Annotated in this window: 26 protein-coding genes; 22 read left to right on the top strand and 4 right to left on the bottom strand. The window is 47.3% G+C overall.

The genetic code is table 11. The annotated features are described in order from the left end of the window. The first annotated feature begins 148 nt into the window (after positions 1–148). The 3 genes from NLX78_RS20055 (at position 149) to NLX78_RS20045 (ending at position 1,105) form a co-directional block, all read left to right on the top strand. Positions 149–316 carry an aspartyl-phosphate phosphatase Spo0E family protein gene (locus NLX78_RS20055; protein ID WP_081330748.1) on the top strand — a complete coding sequence of 56 codons (168 nt, stop codon included), beginning with the start codon at positions 149–151 and terminating at the stop codon, positions 314–316. Positions 317–421: 105 nt separating this feature from the next. Next, complete coding sequence (locus NLX78_RS20050; protein ID WP_061829457.1) at positions 422–616, top strand: hypothetical protein; 195 nt, start codon at positions 422–424, stop codon at positions 614–616. Positions 617–730: 114 nt separating this feature from the next. After that, positions 731–1,105 (top strand): DnaJ family domain-containing protein, encoded by a 375-nt coding sequence (locus tag NLX78_RS20045; RefSeq protein ID WP_254351367.1) that lies wholly within the window; start codon positions 731–733, stop codon positions 1,103–1,105. 63 nt (positions 1,106–1,168) lie between these two features. On the opposite strand, the gene gluQRS is transcribed toward NLX78_RS20045, so the two are convergent. Continuing rightward, a complete protein-coding gene (gene gluQRS, locus NLX78_RS20040) occupies positions 1,169–2,164 on the bottom strand; it encodes a tRNA glutamyl-Q(34) synthetase GluQRS (protein WP_254351359.1) in 996 nt (331 codons plus the stop codon). Positions 2,165–2,488: 324 nt separating this feature from the next. Here gluQRS and hrpB point away from each other — a divergent pair, with 324 nt between their 5' ends. From hrpB to NLX78_RS20010, 6 genes are all read left to right on the top strand, one after another. Next, the gene (hrpB, locus tag NLX78_RS20035) at positions 2,489–5,017 is read left to right on the top strand and encodes an ATP-dependent helicase HrpB (protein WP_254351358.1); all 2,529 of its coding nucleotides are present in this window, start codon (positions 2,489–2,491) and stop codon (positions 5,015–5,017) included. Positions 5,018–5,135: 118 nt separating this feature from the next. Further along, positions 5,136–5,723 (top strand): general stress protein, encoded by a 588-nt coding sequence (locus tag NLX78_RS20030; RefSeq protein ID WP_061830310.1) that lies wholly within the window; start codon positions 5,136–5,138, stop codon positions 5,721–5,723. Positions 5,724–5,993: 270 nt separating this feature from the next. Further along, positions 5,994–7,166: an acyltransferase gene (locus NLX78_RS20025; RefSeq protein WP_165175564.1), complete on the top strand. Its 1,173-nt coding sequence runs from the start codon at positions 5,994–5,996 to the stop codon at positions 7,164–7,166. A 142-nt stretch (positions 7,167–7,308) separates the two neighbouring features. Next, positions 7,309–7,953 (top strand): CatB-related O-acetyltransferase, encoded by a 645-nt coding sequence (locus NLX78_RS20020; RefSeq protein WP_254351357.1) that lies wholly within the window; start codon positions 7,309–7,311, stop codon positions 7,951–7,953. Between the two features lie 257 nt (positions 7,954–8,210). Continuing rightward, positions 8,211–8,573 carry a replication termination protein gene (locus tag NLX78_RS20015; RefSeq protein ID WP_013310011.1) on the top strand — a complete coding sequence of 121 codons (363 nt, stop codon included), beginning with the start codon at positions 8,211–8,213 and terminating at the stop codon, positions 8,571–8,573. Positions 8,574–8,592: 19 nt separating this feature from the next. Next, complete coding sequence (locus tag NLX78_RS20010) at positions 8,593–9,597, top strand: Gfo/Idh/MocA family protein (RefSeq protein ID WP_061830313.1); 1,005 nt, start codon at positions 8,593–8,595, stop codon at positions 9,595–9,597. A gap of 93 nt (positions 9,598–9,690) precedes the next feature. Here the strand turns inward: NLX78_RS20010 and NLX78_RS20005 are convergent, their stop codons facing one another. After that, positions 9,691–10,260, bottom strand: coding sequence for a TraR/DksA C4-type zinc finger protein (locus tag NLX78_RS20005; RefSeq protein ID WP_254351356.1), 570 nt, complete (start codon positions 10,258–10,260; stop codon positions 9,691–9,693). 142 nt (positions 10,261–10,402) lie between these two features. Here NLX78_RS20005 and NLX78_RS20000 point away from each other — a divergent pair, with 142 nt between their 5' ends. From NLX78_RS20000 to NLX78_RS19970, 7 genes are all read left to right on the top strand, one after another. Then, complete coding sequence (locus tag NLX78_RS20000) at positions 10,403–10,780, top strand: DivIVA domain-containing protein (RefSeq protein ID WP_023988297.1); 378 nt, start codon at positions 10,403–10,405, stop codon at positions 10,778–10,780. 97 nt (positions 10,781–10,877) lie between these two features. Then, positions 10,878–11,312, top strand: a complete 435-nt coding sequence (locus NLX78_RS19995; RefSeq protein WP_013310015.1) for an Rrf2 family transcriptional regulator — start codon at positions 10,878–10,880, stop codon at positions 11,310–11,312. A gap of 24 nt (positions 11,313–11,336) precedes the next feature. Continuing rightward, complete coding sequence (locus NLX78_RS19990) at positions 11,337–11,837, top strand: metallophosphoesterase family protein (protein ID WP_061830315.1); 501 nt, start codon at positions 11,337–11,339, stop codon at positions 11,835–11,837. 35 nt (positions 11,838–11,872) lie between these two features. Beyond that, on the top strand, positions 11,873–12,199 hold the full coding sequence (locus NLX78_RS19985; protein WP_061830316.1) for a (2Fe-2S) ferredoxin domain-containing protein: 327 nt from the start codon (positions 11,873–11,875) through the stop codon (positions 12,197–12,199). A 130-nt stretch (positions 12,200–12,329) separates the two neighbouring features. After that, positions 12,330–12,608: a hypothetical protein gene (locus NLX78_RS19980; RefSeq protein ID WP_061830317.1), complete on the top strand. Its 279-nt coding sequence runs from the start codon at positions 12,330–12,332 to the stop codon at positions 12,606–12,608. A gap of 109 nt (positions 12,609–12,717) precedes the next feature. After that, positions 12,718–13,320 (top strand): nitroreductase family protein, encoded by a 603-nt coding sequence (locus tag NLX78_RS19975; protein ID WP_025722870.1) that lies wholly within the window; start codon positions 12,718–12,720, stop codon positions 13,318–13,320. A 240-nt stretch (positions 13,321–13,560) separates the two neighbouring features. Further along, positions 13,561–14,484 (top strand): NAD(P)/FAD-dependent oxidoreductase, encoded by a 924-nt coding sequence (locus NLX78_RS19970; RefSeq protein ID WP_235308172.1) that lies wholly within the window; start codon positions 13,561–13,563, stop codon positions 14,482–14,484. A 10-nt stretch (positions 14,485–14,494) separates the two neighbouring features. Here NLX78_RS19970 and NLX78_RS19965 read toward each other — a convergent pair whose 3' ends face one another. Both NLX78_RS19965 and NLX78_RS19960 read right to left on the bottom strand, forming a co-directional pair. After that, complete coding sequence (locus tag NLX78_RS19965) at positions 14,495–14,824, bottom strand: hypothetical protein (protein WP_061830319.1); 330 nt, start codon at positions 14,822–14,824, stop codon at positions 14,495–14,497. 142 nt (positions 14,825–14,966) lie between these two features. Next, on the bottom strand, positions 14,967–15,287 hold the full coding sequence (locus NLX78_RS19960) for a winged helix-turn-helix transcriptional regulator (protein WP_007430161.1): 321 nt from the start codon (positions 15,285–15,287) through the stop codon (positions 14,967–14,969). Between the two features lie 290 nt (positions 15,288–15,577). Between NLX78_RS19960 and zwf the strand changes: the two genes are divergently transcribed. The 6 genes from zwf (at position 15,578) to NLX78_RS19935 (ending at position 20,950) form a co-directional block, all read left to right on the top strand. Continuing rightward, positions 15,578–17,080, top strand: a complete 1,503-nt coding sequence (gene zwf / locus NLX78_RS19955) for a glucose-6-phosphate dehydrogenase (RefSeq protein ID WP_254351355.1) — start codon at positions 15,578–15,580, stop codon at positions 17,078–17,080. Positions 17,081–17,134: 54 nt separating this feature from the next. Continuing rightward, positions 17,135–18,028: a phosphogluconate dehydrogenase (NAD(+)-dependent, decarboxylating) gene (gene gnd, locus NLX78_RS19950; RefSeq protein ID WP_053325295.1), complete on the top strand. Its 894-nt coding sequence runs from the start codon at positions 17,135–17,137 to the stop codon at positions 18,026–18,028. Positions 18,029–18,184: 156 nt separating this feature from the next. Then, entirely contained in the window at positions 18,185–18,859 is a 675-nt protein-coding gene (locus tag NLX78_RS19945; RefSeq protein ID WP_165175551.1) for an SOS response-associated peptidase, read from the top strand. Positions 18,860–18,880: 21 nt separating this feature from the next. After that, positions 18,881–19,006 carry a hypothetical protein gene (locus NLX78_RS26600; RefSeq protein WP_268819851.1) on the top strand — a complete coding sequence of 42 codons (126 nt, stop codon included), beginning with the start codon at positions 18,881–18,883 and terminating at the stop codon, positions 19,004–19,006. 233 nt (positions 19,007–19,239) lie between these two features. Beyond that, positions 19,240–20,448, top strand: a complete 1,209-nt coding sequence (locus tag NLX78_RS19940) for an MFS transporter (protein WP_069291760.1) — start codon at positions 19,240–19,242, stop codon at positions 20,446–20,448. A gap of 55 nt (positions 20,449–20,503) precedes the next feature. Further along, positions 20,504–20,950 (top strand): OsmC family protein, encoded by a 447-nt coding sequence (locus NLX78_RS19935; RefSeq protein ID WP_254351354.1) that lies wholly within the window; start codon positions 20,504–20,506, stop codon positions 20,948–20,950. Positions 20,951–21,001: the final 51 nt, after the last annotated feature.

The raw sequence follows: 21,001 nt of genomic DNA, 5'->3' as shown, positions 1-21,001 counted from the left end.
TTGTAGGAGTCTGTTGCATTTTAAATAAACATAAAACGCCAAAAAAGTGCCTCTGGAATGCTCCAGAAGCATTTTTTTTGTCGAGCAAATTTTCAAAAAATCCAAAAATTTACGTTTTGTATTAGGATATGACACAGAAGGGGGAATCATGCTGATGAATCCAGGTGTGACTTTACTTCGTGTCGAACGGGCCAGAAAAAGACTGTACCAAATTCAGAAGAAATACGGATTTTTAACGCATCCCAAAGTGATTGAACAATCCATGAAACTGGATGAACTATTGAATCAATACCAAACCTGCAAAATGAAATCTTAGCTAATGTGTGTGCAAGACGCGCTTTTAAAGGAAGAAGACGAACTCCAATCCCCAAACCCCAATCAAAATTCTAAATCCTATACTTATGAAGAGGTGGTAACGTTGTTGAACAAACGAAATCCTGTAACTCCTTTTGGCTGGAAAATCAAACAAAAGCTAGTTGAAATTCAAATGGATCAGAGAACTTTTTGTGACACCTATCATATTCCTGCTAGCCGCTTGTCTAATCTCATTCATGGAACACGTAAGGCCAAAAAATATCGAGTACAAGTATCTCAATTGCTTGGGATCGAAGAATAACCCTCTTTCTCCTTTATGGATACAGGACATCCTAATGATATGTAAGCTACAGTGGCAAAGGACTCCATGTTTCTTTAATATAGATTGTACATAGGAAGCTTAAAACAAGGAGTGATGGGGATGTTCTCCAGAATGGCAGAGCAGAAGATTGCCGAGGCGATGGCCAAAGGTGAATTTGATCATTTGCCGGGAGCGGGCAAGCCACTGGTCATCGAGGATTTGTCACATGTTCCAGAGGAGCTGCGGATGTCGTACAAGCTGTTGAAGAATGCAGGCATTTTACCGGAAGAGCTTCAGTTACAAAAGGAATGTGTCCAGCTACGTGATTTGCTTCACGCTTGCCATGAGGCAGGAGAGCAACAGCGGATCAGTCGCAGGCTGACTGAAAAATCACTACGTCTCCGTATGCTGCTGGAGGAAAGAGGGCTGAATACGTCATCTGTATTTTATGAATATGAGTCCGCTATGCGTAAGCGACTGGAGCAATAGAAGCGAGAGGAGCAAAGGGCGGATGCCCCTGCCCGTACACTTTAATCTCCGTGCTTTACCTCATTACCGTTGCAGTGCAGATAATCTTGTGAGGCATTGTTTCGTCAGGATGACAGGTTCTTTGGGCAGTTTGTCCAAATGAAAGTCATCGATTAAATCCACAGCCTTCACAGGCTCAGGTGAATCCAGCAGCCCGGAAAAATAGGCGAGCCAGCCAATGACTGCTTCCGGTGTGACACCTTGTCGGCGCATAGCTCGGAGTGCTACGCCACCATGTCGTTTGGCCAGCCTTCGCCCATCAGGGCCTAGGACAAGGGGAACGTGTGCGAAACGTGGCGGCTGCAACCCCAAAGCTTGGTACAGCAATAGCTGACGGGGCGTTGAATCGAGAAGATCATACCCGCGTAGTACGTCGGTCATATGCATATCCGCATCATCGACAACGACAGCAAGCTGATAGGAAAACATGCCGTCGGCTCGTTTGACGATAAAATCGCCCCCCTCAGCCGCACCAAAGGCCACATGACCTGCTAACTGATCATGAAACGAAATAACGGCATCTGGATATTGCGGTACTTTAAAGCGAAGTGAAGGGAGTTTATATTGTGCTTTGGCTACGACATCTTGAGAGCTAAGGTTACGACATGCCCCTGAATATGCGGGTCCTTCACCAGACAGTCCATGTGGAGCATGGGCGGCGGCCAGAATGTCGGCCCGACTGCAGAAACAAGGATACAGTAAATCTTGCCTCTGTAGTTTCTCCAATGCAGACTGGTAGCGTTCCAGCCGTTGGCTTTGAGTGTAGGAACCGTAGGGACCGCCTACGTCGGGTCCTTCGTCCCAATTCAGCCCGATCCAGCGCAAGTCTTCCATAATCCCTTGCGCCAACTGGCTGCGAGCTCGCGTCATATCAATATCTTCCATGCGCAAAATATAGGTTCCGCCCAGGGAACGAACGTGCAGCCAGGATAATAAGGCAGTACGAGCGTTTCCTAAGTGTATCCATCCCGATGGTGTTGGGGCAAATCGCCCTCTGATGGGTTGGGCCTGTAATTCCATACGAAAGTGACCTCGATTCTATGTTCCGTCCTTCAGCAATCCATATCAAACTATATTATAAAACGATCTTGCCGCGAGTGCATCCCGACAGGTATAGGAGCTAACACAGAAAACTTACATAGCTGCGATGGCCAGACGGGAAATTTAAATATCTGTATAATAGATTTATAAGAATTATGCACGACAGACCGAAGAGAAGTTCCAGAGGGGTAGCTTAACCTTTTCTATTCAGTGCTCGATAATTACATGTAATGAAAAATTCACAATAATAAAGGAATTAAAACTTAGATTCTACGCATCAAGCGTATCATTGGAGAGATTTCATTGACAGATAAACAACTGCCTATTATGCAAGTGATCCCCGAGCTTAAACACACACTGCAATCCCATTCGGCGGCGGTACTGATTGCACAGCCGGGAGCGGGGAAAACGACGGTAACACCTCTGGAGCTACTGCATGAGCCGTGGCTGGCAGGGCAAAAGATGATTATGCTGGAGCCGAGGCGTTTGGCAGCGCGTGCAGCAGCAGCGCAAATGGCAAAAGCGCTCGGAGAGCCCACCGGGAAGACCGTGGGTTACCGGGTTCGTATGGATACAAAGGTAGGGCCAAACACGCGGATTGAAGTGGTTACGGAGGGCGTACTGACCCGGATGCTGCAACATGATCAGGCGTTGGAGGGAGTCGGCCTGATTATTTTTGATGAGTTTCATGAACGCAGCCTGCATGCAGATTTGGGATTGGCACTTGCCCTGCAAAGCCAGGCACTGTTGCGACCGGATTTGAAGATATTGATCATGTCTGCCACCCTGGAGGCAGAGCCTGTATGTAGATTATTAGGGGATGCGCCATTGCTGGAATGTCCAGGCACTGTATTTCCGGTAGAAACCTTTCATATGTCCAAACCTTCGTCAATTTCATTAGAGTCCTTTACGGCTGAGACGGTAGAAAAGGTACTCCATGCTCATGAAGGTGATCTGCTGGTGTTTTTACCAGGGGCTAGAGAAATTCACAGAACGGAACGAGAATTGGCTTCAAAGCATTTACCAGCACATGTCAAGGTCATTCCGCTGTATGGGAGCATGAAGCTGGAGCAGCAGGATGAAGCAATACGCCCGTCGGCTTCGGGCAGTCGAAAAGTGGTATTGGCCACCTCAATTGCCGAGTCTAGCTTGACCATCGCCGGAATCACGGTGGTGATCGACAGCGGACTATCGCGGGAGTCTGTATTTTCCGCGCGAACCGGCATGAGCCGTTTGACCACGGTCAAGGTGTCCAAGGCCTCCGCCGATCAGCGGCGCGGACGGGCGGGCCGCCTCCAGCCGGGCGTATGCTACCGGCTGTGGAGCGCGCAGGAGCAAGCCGCGCTCCCCGATGCCAGCCGGCCGGAAATCGCCGCGGCGGATCTGGCCCCGCTCGCGCTGGAGTTGGCGGTCTGGGGCGTGCGCGAGCCCGCCGAGCTGGCCTGGCTGGATGCCCCGCCTGAGGCGGCGTACCGCCAGGCCACAGGTCTGCTGCACCAGCTCGGCTGCCTGGGTGAAGCAGCCGATGGCACTACAGGCGGCATTACCGCGCATGGGCGCGAGGTGTCCGCCCTGGGCACGCACCCGCGCCTTGGGCACATGCTGTTGCGTGCTGCGGCCCTCGGCCTGGCACCAACTGCCAGCCGTCTGGCTGCGCTGCTGCAAGAGCGTGACCCGTTCCGCGCTCATGGCGGAACGGATTTACGCCCGCGACTGGATGCCCTGCGCGAGGCGGCCCATGCCCGCAGTACGCACAGCCTGCTGCGGGCAGCAGACGATACGGTGATTCGCCGTATCGTGCAGGAGAGCCGGCAGCTGCTAGCCAAGCTGCCGACAGCAGCCGCAGCGCAGGACGAGCCTGACGGCTCCGCGGCTTGCGGGTTGCTGTTGGCCTTTGCGTATCCGGATCGGATCGCGCAGGGCCGGGGGGATGGTCGCTTTTTGCTTAGCGGCGGTCGGGGGGCGCGACTCCGACAAGTGGAGTGGATGTCGCGTTCGTCCTATCTCGTCGCCGCTGAAGTGGACGACGAGGGAGCAGACGGTGCTATTCAGTTGGCGGCACCAATTGAACTGCAAGAGCTGGTCGAACATTGCAGTGAAATGCTGTTGGAACAAGCTAACGTATACTGGGATAGCTCCGCCTCAGCAGTGAGAGCCCGCAAAGTACTGCGGCTGGGCTCACTTGTCTTAAAGGAAACGTCCTATGAGCGACCTCCGGCAGAGGAAGTAGCTGCTGCCTTGATGCAGGGTGTCCGTGAACGAGGTCTAAAGCTGCTGTCATGGAATCGGCAAACCCTCCAGTTGCAGGCGCGTTTGATTTTTATGCACTTCTCGGCCCCTGAGGACTGGCCGGATTGCACGGAATCGGCATTGTTGGATTCTCTGGAAGCGTGGCTGCTACCTTTTGCTATAGGAGCCAAAAATGTATCCGATCTGCAACGGCTTGACAGTGCTGCATTGCTGCTTGGCAGGCTGGATTGGGAACAGCGGCAGCAGCTTGATCAGGAAGCGCCGACGCATATCCGCGTACCCAGCGGTTCCCGCATTCCTGTCGATTATTCAAATCCTGAGGCACCAGCGCTGGCCGTACGACTACAAGAGTTGTTCGGTATGGGGGATACGCCTCGTATTGGACGCGGACGTGTGCCAATTGTATTGCATTTACTGTCACCTGCCCAGCGACCTGTCCAAGTGACTTCCGACTTGTCCAGCTTCTGGAGCGAGGCTTATTTTGAGGTCAAAAAGGATCTAAAGGGCAGATATCCCAAGCATTATTGGCCGGATGATCCACTGGAAGCTGTGGCGACCAACAGAGCAAAGCCAAAGCGTTAAATAGAAGCTATTTTATGCTAATCGACTTTTTGAATTTTTGTAAAACGTTTAAACGTCATTATAGTGGGGTAATGAAAAACGAACCACTCAACACTAAAATATTTGGGAGGTAACTATCATGGCTAATAACTTAAACGATTATAACGAAAAGAAAATTGTCGGTGTTTTTGATACAGAACAGGAAGCGTCTCGTGCGATTGGACAATTGCAGAGCAAAGGAATTCCAAGCAGTGAGATTTCTGTGATCACACGTGACCGTGACGATCTAAGGGCGATTAGCGAAGAGACAGGCACGAAGGCACCGGAGGGTGTAGCGACAGGTGCGGCTACAGGTGGAGTTGTAGGCGGTGTCGCTGGCTTGCTGGCAGGCATCGGGGCCTTGGCTATTCCGGGTATCGGACCTATCCTTGCCGCTGGACCTATCGCGGCTACTCTTACCGGAGCAGCTGTCGGAGCGGGAGCAGGTGGCTTGGTCGGTGGACTGGTCGGGCTGGGCATTCCAGAGGATGATGCACGTCAATACGAGACATACGTCGATCAGGGCAAGATTTTAGTGCTGGTGGATTCCGCTGACCATCACAGGGATGTTTATGATATTTTCCGCACCAACCGTTCGCTGAATGCGGATCGTTACAGAACGTATGATGATACGGTGGCGGACACGCCGCGTACAGATGTGTACACAGATACTAGAAGGAACCTGTAAACACCTTATGGCTAGTTAAGAAAGTGATGTACAGTAGGCTTTCCTATTTCCTTTGCATATAGGTTGTTTTTACAGCAGCAGTCTCCCTGAGAGGGAGGACTGCTGCTTTTACATATTTTTACTCATTGATAAACCTGAGATAAACGATGCTTTGCATGCCGTTGGCACGTTTAACCTTCTATATATTTTTACAGAATTGTCGTTATAATAGATTGAGGATTTTGCAAAAATCCTGGATTTATAAATTGCTAGATGTAACAGGAGAGTGACATGAGTCAAAAAGAGAGAATTTCCGAAGTCGCTTTGCTGAGAGGGCTGGCTTTTGCGGCCGTTGTTCTTCAGCATTCCGTCGCACACTATGCGGTTGCGCAGGGGGCGCGCATCCAGGACGGGGTATTGATGACACTTTTACTGCTATGTTCCAAATTTGCAGTTCCTGTGTTTGTATTTATCACTGGAATGGTGTTATTTTACAATTATGATGGAGCCTTAAAGTACGGAACGTTTTTACGTAAAAGATTCATGGACATCATCGTTCCTTATATCATATGGTCTCTTTTATACGAATTGGGAAATCAGCTTGCCCAAAGTGGTGGATATATTCACCCGCTGGATTTTTTCCAGAAGTTGTTGAACGGGAAAAGCAGCTATCATCTATGGTACATCGTTATGATTATCCAATGTTATGTGTTATTTCCCGTGTTTCGTTATGCGGTCCGTCATTTGTCTGCGCTACTGCCGTCAAAATGGCGACCCGCTGCATTGGCTGGATTCGGCGTGCTATATATTTTGCTCATGTTCGCCGTTGGACCCGTATACCAAGCGATGGATAAGCTCCAGCTTCCGGTCATTACCTCTTGGTTTACCCTGTACGCTGACCGGAATGTGATCTATTTTTTCTTTTATTTTGTGCTAGGAGCGGCAGCCGGGATGAACGTCAAGCGTTGGAATGCTTGGGTAACCAAAGCACAGATGATATACTGGCCGTTGTTTATCGTGATTACAGGCTACTTACTGTATGAGATGATCGGTCAGTTCCAGACGCCGCGAGGTACAGTTATTTCCTTTAACTATTTGTCCCTGCTGCGTCCGATCATGGCTGTATATTGCGTTGCGTCTATTTTTGTAGCTTATCGGGTAGCGACGTGGATTGCTCATAAGGGGGGACGTGCGGCGAGTATGCTGACGGCCATCGGAACGTTGTCCTATGGAGCGTATCTCATGCATGCCTTTATGCTACGTATGACCTATTATTTTGACGAGACGTTGTTTGCAGACTGGAGTCATGTTCTTCGTACGCTGGCTTCATTCGTTCTCTGTATGATCTTTTCCGTTGCTGGAACATGGTTGCTGGCACGTTTGCCTCTGGGCAAATGGATCGTGGGGCTTCGGGTTCGTCCTCGCCCGACTGGAGGTCCGCCAGCCTTACAAAAGCAAGCCTGATTTGATAACCCAATCACATATGTTCACAAGAGTATCCCAAAGCCAAGAAATAAGGCCAAGGGATACTTTTCTATCTACATTTGTTTAATAGTATACATACTGATAGACTGGATGTTCACATCCATATGGGGAGGGTCGCTAAATGAGTGGTCCAGATATAAGAAGCGTTTTTCCGATGAAAAATATTAGAAGTCTGTGTTTTTTGAACAATGTAGTGGTTAATCCATATATCGAAATCGGGGATTATACCTATTATGACGATGATGATAACCCTTTGGATTTTGAGAAAAATGTCCTTTACCATTTTGATTTTATAGGGGACAAATTAAAGATTGGTAAGTTTTGCGCGATTGCAGCCAAAGCCAAATTTATTATGAATGGCGCTAATCATAATACCAATGCATTTACCACTTTTCCTTTTGGAGCGTTTGGCGGAGATTGGGAAGTTGGTGTACCCAATTTAAGTGGGGGCTACAAAGGGGACACTGTGGTTGGAAATGATGTTTGGATTGGCTACAATGCTAGCATTTTGCCCGGAGTTCAAATTGGTGATGGCGCGATCATTGCGTCAAATGCCGTGGTGACTAAAGATGTTCTGCCATATTCCATTGTAGGAGGAAATCCCGCGAAGTTAATTCGTTATCGGTTTGATGAGGAAACTATAGCTATGCTCCAAACACTGAAATGGTGGGACTGGGACATCCAAAAAATAACAGAATATATTCCTGTTTTGACAAGTAACGATACGGAGGCCTTAAAACAATTAATCCAGTCTTCGCAATCGTAACTCTATTTTTTTAGCTTTAGTTACATTATTTCAACATATGAAAAATTCATAATAGAAAGAACAATAAAATCATTTCTCAGCGCTTCGCACACTACTCTATATCGCCTCATTCTATATCTCTCACCATCTTAAAACAGGTCACAAGGGATGGAGAGTTCTCATAAACTCTTATCTCATCAGAGGAAATAGTGTATGGACGCAGAGTGGTTTATAATGGAAGATAAGGTGCACGAATAAGGTGTGGAGGAGGCTGTGAAATGGCGTTTATGATATCCCAGCGGGCTTTTATCAAAATTTATCTGATCACAATGGTGGAGAGGCATCGCGGTTATGGATATCAGATGCTCGAATCGATGAAGGATGAGTTTAGTGGCTTTGGATATGTTCCGCCTCAGAGCGAGGTTTACCGGGCGTTGCATGAGCTGGTACAGGAAGGCGTTTTTTACCGTACCAAGCGATTGAAAGGAACAGACCCGCGCGTGGATTTTCAGGAGATTGTACTCTATCACTTTACAGATGATGGGGAGGAGAAAGCACGATTGTACAAGAAGCAGGTCAAAGCTGATTTGGACCGTTGCTTAGGTATGCTGCATAAAGCGGAACAAGACAACTATTCCTAACCACGAAAGGATGAGAATGATGGGTAGAAAGCTGAAATGGGGAATTTTGGGCACTGCGGAGATCGCCCAAATCGCTGTAATCCCTGCGATTCAGCAATCTGAACGCGGAGAAGTGCTTGGGATTGCTAGTCGTAATGCGGATAAAGCCGCTGAGGCCGCCCGGGAATTCGATATTCCAAAAAGTTATGGAAGCTATGATGAACTGTTGGCTGATCCCGAAATCGGAGCGGTGTACATTCCGTTGCCAAACCATCTGCATGAAGAGTGGACCATTCGGGCAGCGGAGGCTGGGAAGCACGTTTTGTGTGAAAAACCATCTTCTCTTAGCTCGGCTGGGACAAGCCGCATGATTGAAGCATGTCAACGTGCAGGAGTGATCTTTGCAGAGGCTTTTATGTATCGCTATCATCCCAAACATCGAAGAATTAAGGAAATTATCAATAGTGGGGAAATTGGTGACATTCGCGGCATCCATTGCACGTTTACGTTTAACAATACCGATCAGGCAGATAATGTGCGCTTTAATAAAAACATGGGCGGCGGCTCGCTATATGATGTGGGCGTCTATCCAATATCAGCCGCTCGTATGTATTTGGACCGGGAGCCGGAGGCAGTGACGGTACATGCCTTATTTTCCCCGGAGCATGACAACGTCGATATGATGGCTTCCGGCTTGCTGGAATTTCCGGGTGGAGTCAACCTTACTTTCGATTGTGGCATGTGGGCAGCCAACCGTTCCAACATGGAAATTCTCGGTAGCAAGGGTACGATTGCGATGCCCAAAATGTTCGGTTGGGAAAGAACGTCTGTGGTACCGCAAATTTTCGTCCACGTCGGTTCGGTTACGCGTGAGGAACGTCTGAAAGGTTTTAATTCCTTTGAACTGCAAGCGGATGCTTTTGCTAAAGCGGTGCTTGACGGTGTCCCGTTGCCGTATGAGCCAGAAGATGCGGTGAGCAATATGAAGGTGATCGACGCTTGTATTGAGTCAGCTCGCAGTCGAAAACGGATAGAAATTGGATAAACGGGATCACCGTATTCCCGTAAGGCATAAAAAAGCAGCCTGTCCAAAGGACAAGCTGCTTTTTTAGATGAACGAATACATAAGCGTATAGCATTACATATTTTCATCATAGTCGGTGACATCACGCTTGGCGGCAGTTGCAGGCGAGTTCGATGTACCGTATTTTTCTACGGCATCCCATGCGCCCGCATCGTCAAATCGTCCTGCATTTCGTTGGCGAACCTCACCTGCACCCTTGGGTGGCGGAGTCATGACCTGTTCCTCTACCGGGCGGTCATTCGATAATTCTCGAGTTGGCGTGTGCTCGACGGTATAGGCTGTATAGGGAATGGCTTGCAACCGTTCAAAAGGAATTTCTTCCCCGCTCTCCACACATATCCCGTACGTTCCATCCTTCATCCGTTGAAGGGCTGCATTGACCTGCTCCAGCTCGTCTTGCAGCGAATCATTAATCGCCAGATCACGGGACCGTTCAAAGGTTTCTGTCCCTATATCAGCGGGGTGGTTGTCATAGGACGAGAGCTCACCTGTAGAATCTGTCAGTGTTTCTCCCAATGGAGCGTTTTCCTGACCGTTTTGTTCAAAATGCTTTTCTAAATCCTTTTTCTGCTCCAACAACATATGTTTCAGGTCTGCAAGCTGCGAATCGTTCAAGTGGTTCATGATCATCTCCCCTTCGTGGTCTGGATAAGTGACACGTATGCTCTTTTATACCCGTTCATAGGGCTGGGCAATCAGCAGAGACTTTTATTCCCAGCCTAGAATGTGATATAAAAAGAATAGTGTGTTAAGGAGGGAATAACCGATGGATGAACATATGAAGCGTCGTCTGGATAAGCAAAAGCAGTTGTTTAAGCAACTGGGCATTCAGCTGGACGCGCTCTCCATTCATGAGAAACAGTTTAAGAATAAAATGCGCGGCTATGATCCGGACGAGGTGGATGCCTTTCTGGATGAAGTGATCAAGGATTACGAACGCTTTTATGCGAATATAGCCGACCTGATGGACAAGTGGCAGGAGCAGCAGGCAACCATACGTGATTTGAAAAATGCACCTAAGCCTGCCGCCGACCTTAATGGACTTGACCGTCGTCAACTGGAGGATATCGTTAAGCAGTTGGAATATAGTGTACGCCAATTAAAAGTGCGAGTACGTCCTGAAAATGACTATTTTCCGGAGTAAGGTGCAGTAAGCACTGTGTTAGTGCCTCTATTGTGGTATGATGGAAACATGCATTTTACCAAACATTTAATGAGGCACACACATAAAGGTGGTTAACATGAGTACCCATTTTTCCGTTAGTATCCATTGTCTGCTTCTTCTGGCTGAAGGGGCACCGGAGCGAATGACATCGTCACTTATTGCTTCCAGCATCAATACAAACCCGGTAGTTGTGAGAAGGATTATGAGCCGACTCAAGCAAGCGGGTTTGGTGGATTCGTCGCCTGGAGCACGCGGCTTTCGTCTAAGCATGTCCAGTTCAAACATCAATCTGAAAATGATCTATGAGGCGACCAAGGATGAAGGTCCGTTGTTCGCCATCCATACCGATAGCAATCATAATTGTGAGGTAGGTAGGAACATAGACGCATTGTTGGATGGTTTATATACCGTGGCAGAGCAGAAAATACAGGCGTTTTTCGAGACCGTTACGCTGCGAGATCTGGAGCAGGCACTTCAGCAGCGCGTAGGGCAACAAAGTTCATCGGTGTAAAGACGCTGGTAAGGAGAAATTGATATGAAAATCATCGTACTTTCAGACACTCATATGCCGCATAGAAGCAAAACACTGCCTAGTCGGCTTGTACAGGAGTTAAAAGGCAGTGACCTCATTCTCCATGCCGGAGACTGGACGGATTGGTTCGTATATGAACGTCTAGCTGAATTTGCGCCTGTGCAAGGCATTGCCGGAAACAATGATGGAATGGACATTGTGGAGCGTTTAGGCTATCAACGAATCGTTGAAGCCCAAGGCAAGCGGATCGGTATGGTTCACGGTCACGGCTGGCGAGGCTCGACAGAAAATATCGCATTGAATACGTTTAAGGGAGAAACGCTGGATTGCCTGATTTATGGACATTCGCATATTCCGGTGGTCAAAACGATTGACGGTCAGCTTGTCCTTAATCCGGGGTCTCCGACGGACAAACGCGGCGAAGACGAATATTCATTCATCGTGCTGACGATTGAAGCTGATCAGATGGAAGCACAGCTTGTTCTTTATCCAGATAAACATTGATTTAAAACCAACAACTGTTGATTAAAGGGGAAGCTATGGCTATTTTTGAATTAGAACCAATGAAGCATCATGTGTTGATCTGCAATGGAGGCACATGTATGCGACATGAGGGTGAAGAAGTTACACAGGCAATTCGGGATGAAATTCGTAAACAAAATGCAGAAGCATATATTCACACGACCAGAACTCGCTGTAATGGGCGTTGTCATGATGCTGCGGTTGTGATCGTATATCCTCAAGGGGACTGGTATGGTCAAATGACCCCCGACTCGGGGACTCAACTGGTGCAGAAGCTCGTAACGGGAGAGAAGCTGGAACCTCATCTTTTTCATGAGTGTACAGGTCAATCCAGCTCGGAATAATCCATTCAACCATCTATAAGTACATGAGTAGAGAAAATCTTTGCAGAGATTTTCTCTTTTTTGCGTTTAATCCCCGATGTGAAAGGTAAAAGTATACTGTGGACACCAATCCGATAGGGAGGGAAGTAAAATGGCCCCATTTGAAGATAACCTGCACGATCAGAATCAGCAGAAAGGACAGACGGGGAAAGGAACAACGGAGTCTAAACATCAGAAACAGTCGATCAATCGAGATCATGCAGAGCAGTATCCGACAGAGCAGGAAAGCTTGTTCGACCGTTTTGAGATCGAGCAGACGGTAGACGCCATTCCTGTAGAGGATTTGAAGATGGAAAGACAGGAGGAGAGAGACAAGGATGCAACCAAGCACACCTCTTCCAGTGAGAAAAAATACAATGGTGGCGTATAATCATCAACTAACTGGTAATATTTAAAAAGAAATCTCTTGACTTTAAGATATATGTAATGTATATTAAGTTACGAAAAGTAATTAATTTTTCTCAGGAGGTAACAAAAAAATGGCTAAAGACTTCTTCACAGCTCTGAAAGACAGACGCTCCTATTATGGTATTAGCAAAGAACAGGTTATTTCTGACCAACGGATTCAAGAGATTGTAGAGGAAGCTGTTAAGTACACACCTACCTCTTTCAACTCCCAAACTTCACGTGCTGTAGTGTTGCTCGGAGAGCATCATGATAAACTGTGGAATATTACAGAAGATATTTTGCGTGAGGTTGTAGGCAATGAGGAGCAATTCAAGTCTACTGCCGAGAAAATGAACGGTTTCCGCAGCGGATACGGAACAGTCTTGTTCTTTGAAGACAATAACGTGGTAGCTGGTCTGCAACAACAATTTGAAGCCTACGCGGACAATTTCCCAATCTGGTCCAACCAATCTAATGGTATGCTGCAATTGGTGGTCTGGACGGCTCTGGAGCAAGAAGGACTGGGGGCATCCCTTCAGCATTACAACCCATTGATTGATGAAAAAGTGAAAAACGAATGGAACATTCCTGAGCATTGGAAACTGATTGCTGAAATGCCATTTGGTAAACCGACATTCCAACCAGGTGAAAAAGAATTCCAGCCTGTTGAAGAACGCGTAAAAACATTTAAATAATTATAATTTTCACGATAAAATGACGATTCAGGCTCGACCTGGTAAAGCACTGTGGGTATCCACAGTGCTTTTTGTCATTCCATTTTTAAGGCATATAAGCTTTGATATGTACGGACACAGGGGTTAATTCATCCGTTAGTGGGTGATATTATGTTTAAAATTGGATGAGAAGTTTACATTGGTGTTATTGCGGTTTTATGCAGATGTCTAGGATAACGCGCATTCAAAGGAGGAAAAATGATGAACTATGATTGCATTATTGTTGGTGGGGGAATTGCCGGATTGCAAGCAGCGATTCAATTGGGGAGATACAGCAGTCATCGGGTGCTGGTCATAGATTCGGGCTATGGCCGATCTACGCTGTGCCATCAGTATCATAATATTTTGGGCTTTCCTGACGGAATTTCTGGTGAAGAGCTGCGACGGCTTGGACGTAGTGAAGCCACAAAACTAGGTACTGAGTTTATTGAAGGGAAGGCGGTAAAAGCCGCCCAAAGAGGAGAGCTTTTTGACATTCAAGTGGAGGCAGGAACCGTGTATTCATCTAAGACGCTGTTGTTAGCTACAGGGCTAACGGACCGTTTTCCAAAGCTGGAAGGGTTACAAGCCTGCTTGGGCAACAGTGTATATGTGTGCCCGGACTGTGACGGTTACGAGGTTCAGGATCGCAGCACGGTCGTCATGGGGGCCGGTAAAGCAGGAGCTTCCATGGCTCTGATCTTGTCAGCGCGTACCGATCAACTTGTTTATGTCAATCATGAGCGTTCAGAGGTGCCGGACGAGCTGATTGTGAAGCTGCGGGAAAAAGGGATTGGCTATAAGGAAGCAGCCATTTCTGAGATTATAACCGGAGAACCGGGCTGTTTTGAAGGAGTGCGGCTGGCTGATGGACAAGTGGTTCGAGCAGAGCGGGGCTTTTTAGCTTTTGGCAGCAATCATGTTCATTCAGAGCTGGCAGAGCAACTGGGTGTACATCTGCTGCACAATAAGCATATTGAAACTCATCCTCGCAGCAAAATGACAAATGTGGAAAATGTATGGGTAGCCGGGGACTTAGGAGCTCATGCCGAGCAAGCGACTGTGGCAATGGGAGAAGGAGCAATGTCAGCGATTTGGATACACAAGGTATTAACTGGTATGAAAACAAAAGTACCGCAGCTCTGAGAGCTGCGGTTTAGAACGATGGGCGTGTACTCGTTGGGAGTTGAAGTTCAAAGCGTTTAAATTGATCGCTAATGCCATACTTACGTAAAATTTCCGCTTGTTTGTTACCGATGAGATCAAAATGCGGATAGGGCTGACGCTGATGAATATATTGGGGGTCTAATCCGTTTTGGTTGCACCATAAGCGCAGCTTGTCCAAATCAGAACATCCTACCTTGGTGACAGTTGTAATGCCTGGAAAGCGATCATCCAGCCAGTAATGGGTCAGAAAAGCAATTTCACCACGACTGACCTCTCTTTTCCAGGCCATAAGTTCCTGGCGGGTAATGCCAAATGCCATCGTTCTCATCCTTCCTTGGCCCATTCTGAAATTATGAGCTGCTGAGCGGTTGTCCCATTATTTTCGTACTATAGTTTGTATTATGATCCACATGGGGTAACACAATAACAGGAGACCATGTGTGGCGACCTCCTGTTAGCAGTTAAAGCCATCTCTCGGCCCAGCTCTCCACACCATTCAATGCATCACCTAGCTCTTTACCCTTGCGTGTCAGCGAATACTCAGTACGCACAGGCCGCTCTGTGATGACATTGCGAAGGATCAGGCCGGAAAGCTCTAGTTCCTTGATGCGTTCGTTCAGCATGCGTTTGCTAAGATCAGGTATAGAGACGTGAATTTCACTAAATCGTTTGGGATGTTCCATCAAAGTATGAATGATGAGAGCGGTCCATTTTTTGCTGATGATCTGAAAGGACTGTTCCACCTTACCGCACAAAAGCTTAGGCTGCCTGTCGTCGCTCATCTGAATCCCCTCAATTTCATTGTTGTTTTAAACAGTATACTAAAAGTAACTCTGTATACCAATAGTAACTATAACACTTTGTATCAACTGTGACATATTTAACAGTTTTTTCTCTTTCCTTTCGTCAATCATACCACAGAAAACGTTATCATTACAGGATATATCGAATGTTCACGATTTCGCTAAAATTTGATTGACTTGCCCCTTATTTTGGGTGTATTATGGGTTACGTTAATTCCTCAGGTAACTTTTAATAACCTCATCTTTATAATGGGAAGAAGGAATAATTCATGGATTCAATGACATTTGTCTTATTTGGAGCGACAGGGGATTTGGCGAAACGCAAAATTTACCCTGCCTTGTATAATTTGTTTGTAGAAGGTAAAATTCCGGCTTCCTTTTCTGTAATTGGGATGGGGCGTCGTGAAGTGGCGGACGAGCAATTTCAAAGTAATGTAGAGCAATCCATTAAGGATTTTTCCAGACACGTGAATGAAGACCGTGCACAGATGGATCAGTTCTTAAGTGCTTTCCGTTACAGCGCATTGAACGTCAACCACCCGGAAGATTATAAAAAGCTGCTGCAGCTTGCTGAGCAACGTGAAAATGACTTGGGAATTCCGGGGAACCGCATGTTTTACTTATCGGTGGCACCGGAATTTTTTGATGTGATTGCCCACAATATTCGAGAAAGTGGTTTAGCTGAAACAAAGGGTTGGAAACGGCTCATTATCGAAAAACCATTTGGGCACGATCTGGAATCCGCACGTGAGCTGAACGATCGCCTGAGCAGAACCTTTGCTGAGGATGAGATTTATCGTATTGACCATTACTTAGGTAAGCCCATGGTACAAAACCTGGAAGCCTTAAAATTTGCTAATCCATTGCTTCAAGGGATATGGAACAATCAATACATCGCCAATGTGCAAATTACCGCATCCGAGACTGTAGGGGTGGAGGAGAGAGCGGGATACTACGATCATTCCGGCGCTATTCGTGATATGGTACAAAATCACATGCTGCAGGTGTTGATGATGACGGCGATGAACAAGCCGGGACATGTCACGGCTGATCAGGTGCGTGACGAAAAAAGCAAGGTGATGGACGCGCTTCGTGCGCTTGATCCTTCCGATATTGCTTCCAACGTGGTTAGAGGCCAATATACCAACGGTGAGATCAACGGAAAAGCAGTTCCTTCCTATAAAGAAGAGCCAGATATCGGACCTGATTCGCAAAATGATACTTTCATTTCAGCTCGCCTATGGATTGACAACGAACAATGGTCGGGTGTGCCGTTCTATATTCGTACCGGCAAACGTATGAAAGAAAAATCTACTCGTATCGTCGTGGAATTCAAAAAGGACAGCACAGATCCTTATGCCGCTCAAGGGCAACCGACTGACCCGAACTTGCTGATCATCCATGTTAACCCGGATGAAAAGGTAACGCTGCGTCTAAATAGCAGAGACCCGCTAAACGCTGGTCAACTGGAAACGGTTCTGATGAATTATCATTCCGAGGCCAAGGATGTACCAGAAGCCTATGAGCGCCTCATCTTTGATGCGCTGCGCGGCGATTCCACCTTTTTTGCTCATTGGAACGAAGTTGAGCTTTCATGGGTGTGGGTTCAACCTGTACTGGAAGCTTTTGCTCGTGGTGAGGTTCCACTTCACACGTATACAGCAGGCTCTTACGGTCCAGAAGCTTCAGATCAATTGTTGGAAGAACAAGGCTTTACATGGTGGCTGGACGAAAAGTCCGAAAGCACTGAAAAAGCAGTCGTTCGTTCTTAACACCAATAAGAAAGTATATACAAAATATGTTTGCTACGGCAGGAGGCCTTTACAATGCAAGTAGGATTAATTGGTTTGGGAAAAATGGGCTTGAATCTCGGAAAAAATTTGATCGATCATAAGCATGAACTTGTCGCTTACGACGTCAATGCAGCCGCAATCCAAGAAATGAAGGATTATGGAGCTACAGGTGCTTCTACATTGGAAGAGCTTGTACAGGCAACTCAATCCCCTAGAGTATTGTGGATTATGGTTCCTCACCAAATTGTTGATTCTGTGCTGGATCAGCTTCAACCGATGTTGTCCAAAGGGGACATCATTATTGAAGGTGGTAATTCTCATTACAAAGAGTCTATTGCTCGTCATGCCCGTCTTCAAGAATATGGTATCAGCTTCATGGATGCTGGAACTTCAGGCGGGATGGAAGGCGCACGTAATGGCGCTTGTTACATGATCGGTGGCGATCCGGAAGCTTGGGCGGTTGTTGAGCCTATTTTCCGCGACACAGCAGTGGAAAATGGATATCTGTATGCAGGTAAATCAGGAAGCGGACATTTTCTGAAAATGGTTCATAACGGTGTGGAATACGGCATGATGGCTTCCATCGGTGAAGGATTTGAAGTGCTAGAAAAAAGCAGCTTTGACTTTGATTATGAACAAGTAGCGCGCGTGTGGAACAACGGTTCTGTTATTCGCTCTTGGCTGATGGGTTTGACTGAACGTGCATTTTCCAAAGATGCAAACCTGGACGAAATTCGTGGGGTTATGCACTCTTCTGGTGAAGGAAAATGGACGGTAGAGGAAGCACTGGACATTCAGGCCGCAACTCCGGTTATTGCCTTGTCCCTGCTGATGCGCTATCGTTCTCTTGATGCGGACACGTTCAACGGGAAAGTGGTTGCTGCGTTGCGCAATGAATTTGGCGGTCACGCGGTAGAAAAGAAGTAATAACAATATAAGTTAGTATCTATCCCCGTAGCTTCACAACTGCGGGGATATTGCTATATGTTTTGTCGTTTATTGGATTTTTGCAAAACCTGCATATGCATATTTTTCCTTGTATATCCGCACAATAGGTGAAAAAGGCGGAAGGATGAATAGCAAATGTGCAAGAGGTTTTCGTTATCGGCTGATTTGGATGAGGTTAGGGATCATTTTGGTATACAACGGGTGATGTATTATTACAAAACACGCTATAACATGAGTCCCACCCAGCATGTTCCAATTGTGCTGCATCAGGATGGAGAACGAGTACTTGATGAATTCCGCTGGGGATTTATTCCCTACTGGGGCAAGGATTGTGTCAATGCAGACTTGAATACGGTTCGGGTAAATCCAAGTTATCGCAAGATGGCGGAAACCCGGCGCTGTATCATTCCATGCAATGGATTTTATTATTGGCGAAAATTGGGTAAACGCATGTGTGCTGTACGAGTGGTATTGCCGGAACAGAAGATGTTTGCGGTCGCGGGGCTATATGAAGTATGGCAGGATAGTCGTAAGGAGCCTTTACGCACCTGTACGATGATGACAGTTCAGGCCAATACGGATATACGTGAATTCGATACCCGTATGCCGGCTATTTTGGAAGCTGACCATATAGATTCATGGCTGAGTCCGTCTGTACAGAACATAGATGAGCTACTACCTCTACTACGCACGTATGAGCAAGGAGACATGAGCATCTATCCGGTGACCCCACTGGTGGCCAATGATGAACATGATAACCGTGAATGCATTCAGGAAATGGATTTGCAGTGGTCCTGGATTAAACCTTAAAACGTATGTAGATTTTCATCCATGATTGATCATAAGCTTCCCGCCGCCTGCATAGGTATGTATTGGGGAACAAGCGTCATGATCCGGGGAGAGGGGAAACGGCCGAAGGAGTATCTCATATGGGATGGAGGCGATTGGAATGAGTAACGATACACTCATCCAGCTGCTGGTGCTCATGGTGACGATCATCGGTCTGGTCCAAAACCGGTAAGTGGCAGGTTCCAGAAGGCGGGAGAATTGCCGTAGGCAATCTTCCGTTTTTTTTGTGTTAAAAAGCTCGCAGATAAAGGAAGCTTACGGTACAATAGATGCTAGGCTACAGGTGACAAGACACCTGAATATACGTCTACATACGATATATTTTTAAGGGAGAGCAAATCATGAGTGAATTAACTTCATTACCACCAGCCAAAAAAAGAAAATTGCTGTTTAGCGCAGGGCTCAGCTGGTTGTTTGATGCTATGGATGTGGGGCTGCTTTCATTTATAGTCGCAGCGTTGGCAAAGGAGTGGCATCTGGGATCTGAGCAAATTGGACTGCTAACTGCAATGAATTCGATAGGAATGGTGTTCGGAGCCGCTTTGGCGGGGATTTTGGCTGATCGTTACGGTAGACGTGCTATATTAGTGTGGACATTGTTGATCTTTTCTATTGCCAGTGGATTATCCGCTTTGGCGACAGGTCTCGGAATGCTGCTGGTACTGCGTTTTATTGCTGGTGCAGGCTTGGGTGGGGAATTGCCTGTTGCTTCGACGCTGGTGTCAGAATCAGTGCCTGTGAAAGAACGAGGAAGAGCGGTTGTCCTGCTGGAAAGCTTTTGGGCGGCAGGCTGGATCCTTTCGGCTCTTATTGCTTATTTTGTTATTCCAAAGTATGGTTGGCAAATGGCGTTTATTCTCGGCGCAGTACCTGCGCTGTACGCTCTTTATCTGCGCAGAGCTATAGATGATTCACCGCGTTACAAGCAGCAAAGCGTCAAACTTCCGCTGCGTGCACGATTGGCTTCGATTTGGTCGGGACCCCATCGCAAGTCTACACTGATGCTGTGGATTTTATGGTTCACAGTTGTATTTTCATACTACGGCATGTTCCTGTGGCTACCGAGCATGATGTTTATGAAAGGTTTCGAACTGGTTAAAAGCTTTGAGTATGTGCTGATCATGACGCTTGCGCAACTACCAGGTTACTTTACCGCCGCTTATCTAATTGAAAAGCTGGGCCGCAAATTCGTACTGATCATCTACTTGCTGCTCACAGCAGTGTCCGCCATTTGGTTTGGCACCTCGGAAACGGCGGGAATGCTGTTGGCTGCTGGTATCAGCTTGTCCTTTTTTAATCTTGGTGCATGGGGAGCCATGTACGCCTATACTCCAGAATTGTACCCGACAGCTGTACGTTCAACTGGTGTGGGTATGGCGGCTGCGTTTGGCCGTATTGGAGGCGTTATCGGGCCTTTTGCGGTCGGTATACTCGTAGGACAGGGCGTAGCGCTACCATCTATCTTTGTGATTTTCTTCGTAGCTATCTTGATCGGAGCTGCGGCTGTATGGTTGCTGGGTACGGAAACCAAAAATCAGGAGATTGACTAACCTTTACATTCACCTGTGTAAAGATTCATAATATAAGAGAGAGGAGTGACCTGAAATGGAGCATACCTTTCTGCTCAAGGCAGACTGGAACGGGGGGCGCAACAGCGACGGCCATATTGAGGCTGGACAGTTGCGGACTGCAATTTCGATCCCGGCTGAGATGGGAGGCCCTGGTGTGGGCACCAATCCAGATGAAATGCTGCTCGGTGCCGCCGCTACCTGCTATTTGATTACGTTGGCGGCGATGATGGAGCGCGCGAGTCTCCCGGTGGCATCACTGGCGCTGGAATCCGAAGGGATTGTCGATGTAACGAACAATATTTTTACATATCGCCGAATTGTGCATCGTCCGCAGGTTCAATTGGTCGCCGATGCGACAGAATCGCAGATTGAACAAGCATTGCGACTGGCAGAGCAGGCAGAAACCTCATGCATGATCTCGCGTGCCGTAGCGGGAAATGTGGCGTTGTCCACAGAGCCCGTGGTGGAGCGCGCCTCTTAAAGCGATATTTGTAACAGGAGCAATCATTCCAATTGCCCATCATTTTTTTAA

It is taken from the genome of Paenibacillus sp. Lou8.1 (assembly GCF_024213565.1).
Taxonomy (GTDB): domain Bacteria; phylum Bacillota; class Bacilli; order Paenibacillales; family Paenibacillaceae; genus Paenibacillus; species Paenibacillus polymyxa_B.
The sequence above is the reverse complement of the archived record's forward strand: the minus strand, read 5'-3'. Positions and strand labels throughout refer to the sequence as shown.